Genomic DNA, 8,285 nt, shown 5'->3' on the forward strand with positions numbered 1-8,285 from the left:
CACCAACTCTGGAGACATCGGCAAATCAACGGCGGAACTTGCCTTCAACGCACCTTGATAGCCACCGGTGAAATAGTTCATGCGGGCACCCGCAAAGACGGAAAGCCAATCCAGCGCCTTATAGGTCAGACCCATTTGCACGGAATATATGAACTGCTTACCGTCCATATAGCTGTTCAGTTTATAGGCTTGAGACGGAATCTTTTTGGCACCCAATCCACCGATGACCATCGCATCGAACATGGAAAGTCCATCATCAAACGAAGCCTTTCCGCCACCGCCGGTAATACCGAAGAAGCCGGAAATCGTCCAGTCACCTTTCTTATAACCTGCATACAAACTTGGGATGACAGGCGCGGAAGCCTTACCCTCATAATACTTGTCTATGCCCAATCCCTCACAGAAAGCATCGATGTTTCTTGTCTGGAAAGCACTCTGTACACTCAAAGCTACATGGAAACCATCATTCGGTATGAAAGCAAAACCGGCAGGATTGCTCCAGATAGCATCGATTTCGGTGGTGGCACCGCGGGACAACATACGAAGAAATGCAGGGTGTTGATTGGTATTCGTCAGGAAACCTCCTGCAAAAGTTGGAATTGAAACGATTAACATCGCAATGCTAATCAACGAAATTTTTCTCATCTAAATCTTTTTTAATTGTTTTCGGGGCGCAAAGGTACAACAAAATTGCACATACAAAAGAGATTTGTGCATAAAATTGCGTAAAAAAGAACCTTTGCATAGAAAAAGCCAATTGTTTCTATTGAAACCAATCAAATGAAGAAGCATCATTCAGGAACGGTTCTTCAGAGCACGTTCTCATTTTGCAGACACAGATTCGATGGACTAAGCGGATTTCATTCTTATCCGCTTAACAAAGAAATTTGTATTATCGCACCCTGCTCCTTATATGCAAAAGCCGTGGCTTTTGCATAAAATAACAGCCTAAATCGGAAGTTTGTATGGTCTTTTTTGTAATATTGCACTATAATTCCATTCATGACATGACACTTGATTATATCTACCATAGCGGATTCGCGGTCGAAGCGGAAGACGTTACAGTCATTATCGACTACTACAAAGACTCTTCGGAAGAGAGTCCGGACAAAGGTGTCGTACACGACATACTCTTGCAGAAAACGGGAATACTTTACGTGCTCTGCTCCCATTTCCATCCCGACCACTTCAACAGCGAGGTACTTGCATGGAAGACACAGCATCCCGACAGAGACATACGCTACCTGTTTTCCAAAGACATCCTGAAGCACTGCCGCGCCTCGGCCACAGACGCCACTTACATCGGCAAGGGCGATGTCTATGAAGACGAACACATCCGCATCAAGGCATTCGGCTCTACCGATGTGGGCATCTCTTTTCTGATAGACCTGCAAGGAAAACGCCTGTTCCATGCCGGAGACCTGAACAACTGGCACTGGAGCGAAGAATCCACTCCGCAAGAAATACGCAAAGCCGAAGGCGACTTCCTTGCCGAAGTAAGAGACCTGCAACGGGAGGCCCCTTCGGTGGAGGTAGCGATGTTTCCTGTGGACAGCCGCATCGGAAAAGATTACATGCGGGGAGCGGAACAGTTCGTGGAACGGATAAAAACCACTATCTTTGTACCGATGCACTTCGGTGACGATTATCAAGGAGGCAACGCGTTCCGGCAATTTGCCGAAGAAAAGGAATGCCATTTTCTGACCATCGCTCACCGCGGAGAACGTTTCAATATCGATAAATCATTAAAAAACATACCATTATGAAAAATTTAACACATCTTCTTTTTGCACTGATTTGCTTGTGCGCACCTGCCTTATTGCACGCACAAGAGAGAGATGACAGCAAGTATCTGGCCGGCGCCGTTCCCGAAGTGGACGGCAAAGTGGTATTTACCAAAGAGTTCAGCATTCCAGGCATGTCACAAGACGAAATTTACAACCGGTTGTCCAATTGGATGGACATGCGATTGAAAGCAAACGAAAACAACAGCCGCGTCGTATTCTCCAACAAAGCCACAGGACAAATCGTAGGCATAGGAGATGAATGGATTGTGTTCAGCTCGACAGCCCTGTCACTCGACCGCACCAAAATATCCTACCAGCTCACCGCCAACTGCCAACCGGAAAAGTGTACGCTCGAAATAGAGAAAATCCGCTTCAACTATCGCGAAGGAAAAGAGAAATATACTGCGGAAGAATGGATTACAGACAAGTATGCACTGAACAAGACACAGACCAAATTAGTCCGCGGACTTGCCAAATGGCGCAGAAAGACCGTAGATTTCGTTGACGATCTGGCACAAGGAGCAACCGAAGCACTGAGCGCCACTACCGTCCAAACCCCAGTAGAAAAGAAAGAAGAACAAAAGACAAATGCTTCTTCCGGTCCGATAGTAATCACTCCCAAAAAACAGGTTATAGTAGAAACAGCCCAAAACGCTGAAACACCCGCCGCCCAAAAGCCGCAAAACACACAGATTGCCATCCCTGCAACTCCGGTTGAGCCCGCAAAGGAACCCGCAGCAGCCACGCCCGCCAATCCCACCCCGTCGCAACAGGCCTACAAACAAGTAGCTCCTGAGCAACTGGCTACCGATGCCATCCAAACCGGAACAGGCAAACTGGTCATTGTCATTGGAAACGATGCCTTTAACATGACCATGATGACAGCCAATTCCGGCGGTTCATTAGGAAAGGTCAACGGGAAAACAGTGGTATTCTCCATCCTGTCTCCCGACCAACCATACGAACAAATGGAAAAGGCGGAAAATTACACCGTCCGTTTCTATCCTACCGGACAAACAGAACCGACCGTCATACTGGAATGTAAAAAACTTCCGTCACCGGCAACCATAGAAGGCATGCCGCGCACATACGTCGGAGAGATTCTGAAAGCCCTGATTAAATAATTCAAGTTCCGAAAGTAAAAAAGAGAAACTAAAGAAATGAAGAAGGTAAGCCGATACGTTGCCTTACGGCAAAACACTCCGGATTTAAACCATTGGCTCAGCTTCTTCATTTCTTCAAATACAACAACTAATAGCATCGAAAATTCAAACGAACCATGGAGATAAAAAGCAAATTCGATCATTTTAATATCAATGTCACCGACCTGGAACGCAGCATCGCATTCTACGAAAAGGCATTGGGTCTGAAAGAACATCACAGGAAAGAGGCGTCTGACGGCTCTTTCACTTTGGTTTACCTCACCGACAATTCTACAGGCTTCCTGCTGGAGCTGACTTGCCTGAAAGAACATCCGCAAGCCTATGAATTGGGAGAAAACGAAAGCCATCTCTGCTTCCGGGTGGCCGGTGACTACAACGCCATACGTCAATACCACAAAGAAAACGGATGGGTATGTTTTGAAAACACCGCAATGGGACTCTATTTCATCAATGACCCGGATGACTACTGGATTGAGATATTACCAGAAAAATAAAAATAAGAAAAAACAAGTATGAGTATAGAAGAAGCCATGATGGGCGGCATTGTCTTCAAAGGAAAAAAAGACAAGCCCAAGGAAGAGAACAAAATTAAGACCAAAGCCAAAAAGAAAACCTATATCACCGGCCTGCACGGTTCAGGCGCGGCGAAAATGAAGGCGGAAATCCGCCGCAAACGCGCTAACAGACATAAGAAATGATAAATACCGATTTACTTCCTGCGGACAAAGACCCGATGGGAGCAGCCATAGCCGACTACTTCAGACACCACAAAGCGGACCGCCTGCGTGTGTTCTCCTCACTATTTGATGAAGACGAGATTCCGGTTCGGGAACTTTTCCGTACGAAGAGGCAGATGCCCCTATTGGAACGCATCGCCCTGGAAAGGGCGACGGGAAAGATATTGGATGTCGGAGCCGGCAGCGGTTGCCACAGCCTCGCTTTGCAAGAAGCAGGAAAGGAAGTGCATGCCATCGACATATCTCCGCTCTCTGTAGAAACAATGAAGCTGCGGGGAGTGCGGAATGTCACGCAGACCAACCTGTTCAACGAGCAGTTCGCCGATTCGTATGACACCATCCTGATGCTGATGAACGGTTCGGGCATCATCGGGAAACTGGAACACCTCCCCCACTTCTTCCAGAGAATGAAATTGCTGCTCCGCCCCGGCGGCCGCATTCTGATGGACTCCAGCGACCTGCGCTATCTCTTTGAAGAAGAGGACGGCAGCATCGTCATCGACCTTGCCGGCAACTACTATGGCGAGGTCGATTTCCGGATGCAATACAAAGACATCAAAGGCGATTCGTTCGACTGGTTGTATATCGACTTCCAGACCCTCAGCCTTTATGCCGCCGAAAACGGGTTCAAAGCAGAGCTTATCAAGGAAGGCAGCCATTACGACTACCTTGCCAGTCTATCTATTCAAGCATCTCCTCAATCTTCTTGACCAATGAGGCGAACTCCTCTGGATTGTACAAGCGTGTCAGCATCACAATGCGTCCTTCCTTGTCAATCAGCACATTTCGGGTAATGCCGGCCTCGCGGAGCGCATATCGGGCAAAGATATCCGCTCCCGGGTCCAGCCCCAAAGGATAAGTGACCTTTGTTGACTTGCCAAAAGCAATCACTTTCTCCAACGGTTCGTCACGGTCAATACCTATCAAGGCAAAAGCGGGATTCGATTTATGTTTCTGCCAAATATCCTTCTCGATGAAAGGCATCTCCTTGCGGCATACCCCACACCAACTGGCCGTAAACTGCAACATCACCACTTTCCCACGAAGCTCGGAAAGGGTAACGCTTTTGCCGTCCGTCAGTTTCACCGTAAAATCGGGAGCCATCTCTCCTACTTTCACAAGGTAGCCGGTGCCATCCGCCGCCACCTCTTGCGCTTTGCCTGCCATGCTGCATATCGCAAACAGGCAGAGAATCAAAAATCTCATTCGTTTCATGTTGAATCACTTTTATATAAAACACTGGAATAATAAACTATTTTTCCAAAATCCATACACTATCACCATACCCCCTGCTTGATATTTAAAACAACGACTACGACATGTCAATCGCATGCCGGATGATGGTGCAAGATACCAAAACCATTTCAATATCAGGTTCAACTCCCTTTTCATTGCATTGATTTTCTGCAAAAATATAGCATTCCCTCCAATCTGAAAAACTTTACCAACATAATTGCACATTTTGTTTGGAATATGCTATCTTTGCACCAAAACAGGATTGAAATGGGGAACTGGGAAAAAAGAATTGAAGAGAAAAAGGAAATCAAAGAGAAAGAAAAAGTAAGCAGTGAAACGCTTGGAAAATTTTTCTACGACTTGGCAAAGACATCATTCACGGCAATGGTGCCGGAGGTGCCGTATCTTTTTTCACAGATTCAAGCAACGACCTGTATTGGCTCCTTCTTTTGATTGGAGCTTTTGCGACCACCGTTTTTGCTTACATTGGATATAGAATAATTAAAAAATAAGTATGGAAGGACTATTAATCACATTAGGAGGTTCCGGAGCATTAGCACTCGTTTTTGCTATATGGCTCAACACACGGAAAGGGAAAAAATGGCTTGCAAGCCTATAACAACAATTCGGGCGGCACATTCCACAAGGACATGCCGCCCGAACTTTACAATGCCGTTTCCTACTTCCTCTTCCTCGTCTTATTCATCTCCCCTATCATCTCTTTCTTCACCTCATTCAGCAAGGCTTCAATCTCCTTCCGCTCCTTATCATCCACCGCCTCATTCAGCTCGTCATACAGCCCGTCAATCTCTTTCCGGTAGCTCTCAAAGATTTCATATCGGGCATACTCCGGCGAGTCATACAGGAAATCAATCTTCTCCGCATAATCGAAAATTCCACGCTCCGTATCCTTCTCATAGCTCCGAAGACGTTTCTTCGTCCGGTCATGCTCTTCCTCCAGCCGGGAATACTCATTTTCACGGCACGATACTCCGTCCGTTCATCACCCGCCTTTACAAGACGATTCATCAGCAGCACGCTCCTCGGGTCATACTCACGTGTACCGGCAATCGTCTCAGCCGTCTTCACCATCTTGTCTATAGTACCGGACACGCCTCCGAAATATCCGTTCAGCAGATATTCCACCTTTGCCGGATTGATGTCAACCGCCCCTTTGGTATAGGCATCGCCACCGGTCACCTCATTCATCACCTCGGCAAGCCCTACCATATACTTGTTCGCACTCTTGTACGCCTTCGTCCACTCCGGCATATCCTTATTATAAGGAGTATTCTTATACAGCGGCATACCCGTCCAGCTCTTCTCAACCACATACGCCTCCCACAACGGTTTGGCCGCACTCGGGATGAAAGCGTTCAGTCCACCGCCACCCTCCAAGAAGTCAATCGGAAGCACCTGTGTAGCCTGCCCCGCAATCGCCGATGCAATCTCACCGCCGGTGAAGTGTTCCTTTCCGCTCAGCGTGGAAACCATCAGCTCTCCCATGCCGTAGAAAGCCCTATACTCAATAGGTAGAGGAAGAGAAATCCAATGCTTACCGGCACTGAACAGGATGTTGCTCCGGCGCACATACTCCGGCAAGTTGTAATAAGCGTTCTTGTCGTCGTCGTCATCACCGCCAAGATAAGCCGTGACAGCACCCAGCAGGAACATCGCAGCCGCACCCGTGAACGCCTTCGCCGGATGCCTCTTTATCTGCCTGCCGAAGTTTGTCGTTCCCTGAATCGCCGCATTCCAGAACACATATCCGCTACGGCCAAGCCCGGAAACAAGAGCCGCCACATTACCCGCCTTTGTCTGTCCCACGCTTTCAAGGAATTTTGCCCCGCTACCCTTCTTGTTGAAGTTCACGCTTATCTCCTTAGCGTCATAGACGGAGCGGTCAATACTCCTTCCCATTTCCCGGGAAGTCACGAACGCAGCGAATCTCGCGCAGTTCTCCACCGCACGGTTATACTCATCAAAACGTTCACCCAGCAAGTCCCAAGCACGCTTCACGGGTATCTTCCCGTTCGCCTTCTTCAATTCACGCCGGATATCATTCTTATGCTGCTCGATGTCCCGCATGTTGACATATCCTGCCTCCCCACCGTTCATCGTCATCATCATATCCCCTTCGGGAACATCCGAATCACCTTCGGCGACCCGTTCTTAACCCTGTTTCCAGAAGCGCATCCTTGTTTTCCTTCCAGTAATTCTATCCTTGCTTTCATCTTATCCATCTCTTTCAGCATCACGTCAAAAGCCTCAGAGTAACGTACAAGCAACGTCCTCATTTCTGTATCGGTCATCATTTCACTCATGTTTTTTGTTAATAGTTCCTATATCGGTAGTTTGGTTTGCACGCTGTTATGACCCGTGCCTGATGTGGCGCGGGATATAACAGCGGATTGTAATTATTACCTTAGTCGAACAATGTGATTGTCTGGCTCTTCTTCGACTTGTTTTTCCTGAAAAGGTTCAAGAAATACTGCTGGCCGTAGGGAGTGATTACCGTCCTCTTATTGATAATCACTTCCTCTTTAGTCATATAGGGACGTTCGGCTATCCTCATGATTCCCGCATTCATCGACTTTTGAGTCGGAAGATTATAGCGGATTCCCCTGCAAAGCAAGTAGCCATTGTAGCGAAGCCACATGAAGAAGGCGTTCTGACCTTTCTTGAAAAGGTCGTTCTGCTTCAGTATGGTAGCCATATCGCCCACGGATATGCAGTCGCTGGACTGCATGATGCTGTCGGCAAACTCCACTTTAGGCTTTTGGGTAAGGTTCTCTTCGGCAAGTTTGATGTTCTCCTCAGCGAGCTGGCCGTTCAGCTCCTCCAACTGCTCGTTCTTCGATTCCAGAAGAAGCTTCTCCTTCTGCTCCTCAATCCAACGTTCGGCACGCGATATAGGGTCTTCGATTTGGTAGGAAGGAGAAGAAAGCCTTCTTATCTTCTTCTCCATTTCATTGAAATTGTTGATGAATTTTTCTTTGAACTCTCCAGCCTTTTTCCCTGTATAACCCATAACAAGAAATGAAAATCCGTCCTTGGTCATTTCATACATTTTGTGATTTTGACCAGTTTTAGGGTTGATAAAAGTAGCCTCGCCAAAATTGGCGACCCTAAAATCTGTTGAATATAAGAGGTTTTCAATATCCCTCACAACTTTGTTGTGTTCCTTTCCGAACACCTGTGCAACGATTAATGAAGTGGTAACATTATTTCCGTTGCCATTTTGAATTACTAATTCTTACAGATCTGTAAGCATTTAAAAGGGGGCAGCGGATATTTCTGGTTGGTATCCATTTCCTTTATGCGTACAAAGTAGCCAATCTGAACATGAAGAACTTTATATC

11 protein-coding genes and 1 pseudogene are annotated in these 8,285 nt (G+C 47.1%); 7 read left to right on the forward strand and 5 right to left on the reverse strand.

Annotated features, from left to right (window positions below; all coding sequences use genetic code 11):
- Positions 1-645: pseudogene (locus K2G43_RS04655) on the reverse strand (hypothetical protein); the annotation flags it as partial.
- A 362-nt stretch (positions 646-1,007) separates the two neighbouring features.
- On the opposite strand from K2G43_RS04655, the gene K2G43_RS04660 reads away from it, so the two are divergent.
- From K2G43_RS04660 to K2G43_RS04680, 5 genes are all read left to right on the forward strand, one after another.
- Positions 1,008-1,766 carry an MBL fold metallo-hydrolase gene (locus K2G43_RS04660; protein ID WP_300153201.1) on the forward strand — a complete coding sequence of 253 codons (759 nt, stop codon included), beginning with the start codon at positions 1,008-1,010 and terminating at the stop codon, positions 1,764-1,766.
- The gene (locus tag K2G43_RS04665) at positions 1,763-2,911 is read left to right on the forward strand and encodes a DUF4468 domain-containing protein (protein ID WP_300153203.1); all 1,149 of its coding nucleotides are present in this window, start codon (positions 1,763-1,765) and stop codon (positions 2,909-2,911) included. Before K2G43_RS04660 ends, K2G43_RS04665 begins: the two co-directional genes overlap by 4 nt.
- A 155-nt stretch (positions 2,912-3,066) precedes the next feature.
- A complete protein-coding gene (locus tag K2G43_RS04670) occupies positions 3,067-3,444 on the forward strand; it encodes a VOC family protein (RefSeq protein WP_297642451.1) in 378 nt (125 codons plus the stop codon).
- Positions 3,445-3,462: 18 nt separating this feature from the next.
- Positions 3,463-3,648 carry a hypothetical protein gene (locus K2G43_RS04675; protein ID WP_297642448.1) on the forward strand — a complete coding sequence of 62 codons (186 nt, stop codon included), beginning with the start codon at positions 3,463-3,465 and terminating at the stop codon, positions 3,646-3,648.
- Entirely contained in the window at positions 3,645-4,397 is a 753-nt protein-coding gene (locus K2G43_RS04680) for a class I SAM-dependent methyltransferase (protein ID WP_300153206.1), read from the forward strand. Before K2G43_RS04675 ends, K2G43_RS04680 begins: the two co-directional genes overlap by 4 nt.
- Here the strand turns inward: K2G43_RS04680 and K2G43_RS04685 are convergent.
- Positions 4,369-4,902: a TlpA disulfide reductase family protein gene (locus K2G43_RS04685; protein WP_297642446.1), complete on the reverse strand. Its 534-nt coding sequence runs from the start codon at positions 4,900-4,902 to the stop codon at positions 4,369-4,371. The two genes, K2G43_RS04680 and K2G43_RS04685, sit on opposite strands and share 29 nt — an antisense overlap.
- Positions 4,903-5,190: 288 nt before the next feature.
- On the opposite strand from K2G43_RS04685, the gene K2G43_RS04690 reads away from it, so the two are divergent.
- Positions 5,191-5,376 (forward strand): hypothetical protein, encoded by a 186-nt coding sequence (locus K2G43_RS04690; protein WP_300153208.1) that lies wholly within the window; start codon positions 5,191-5,193, stop codon positions 5,374-5,376.
- 152 nt (positions 5,377-5,528) lie between these two features.
- Positions 5,529-5,744 carry a hypothetical protein gene (locus K2G43_RS04695; protein WP_300153210.1) on the forward strand — a complete coding sequence of 72 codons (216 nt, stop codon included), beginning with the start codon at positions 5,529-5,531 and terminating at the stop codon, positions 5,742-5,744.
- Here K2G43_RS04695 and K2G43_RS04700 read toward each other — a convergent pair.
- From K2G43_RS04700 to K2G43_RS04710, 3 genes are all read right to left on the reverse strand, one after another.
- Positions 5,707-7,053, reverse strand: a complete 1,347-nt coding sequence (locus tag K2G43_RS04700; protein ID WP_300153212.1) for an LPD38 domain-containing protein — start codon at positions 7,051-7,053, stop codon at positions 5,707-5,709. The two genes, K2G43_RS04695 and K2G43_RS04700, sit on opposite strands and share 38 nt — an antisense overlap.
- Complete coding sequence (locus K2G43_RS04705; RefSeq protein ID WP_300153214.1) at positions 7,050-7,247, reverse strand: hypothetical protein; 198 nt, start codon at positions 7,245-7,247, stop codon at positions 7,050-7,052. Before K2G43_RS04705 ends, K2G43_RS04700 begins: the two co-directional genes overlap by 4 nt.
- 101 nt (positions 7,248-7,348) lie before the next feature.
- Positions 7,349-8,170, reverse strand: a complete 822-nt coding sequence (locus tag K2G43_RS04710; protein ID WP_300153216.1) for a phage regulatory protein/antirepressor Ant — start codon at positions 8,168-8,170, stop codon at positions 7,349-7,351.
- Between the last annotated feature and the right edge of the window lie 115 nt (positions 8,171-8,285).

Source organism: Bacteroides sp. (genome assembly GCF_029057325.1).
In the GTDB taxonomy this organism is placed as follows: domain Bacteria; phylum Bacteroidota; class Bacteroidia; order Bacteroidales; family Bacteroidaceae; genus Bacteroides.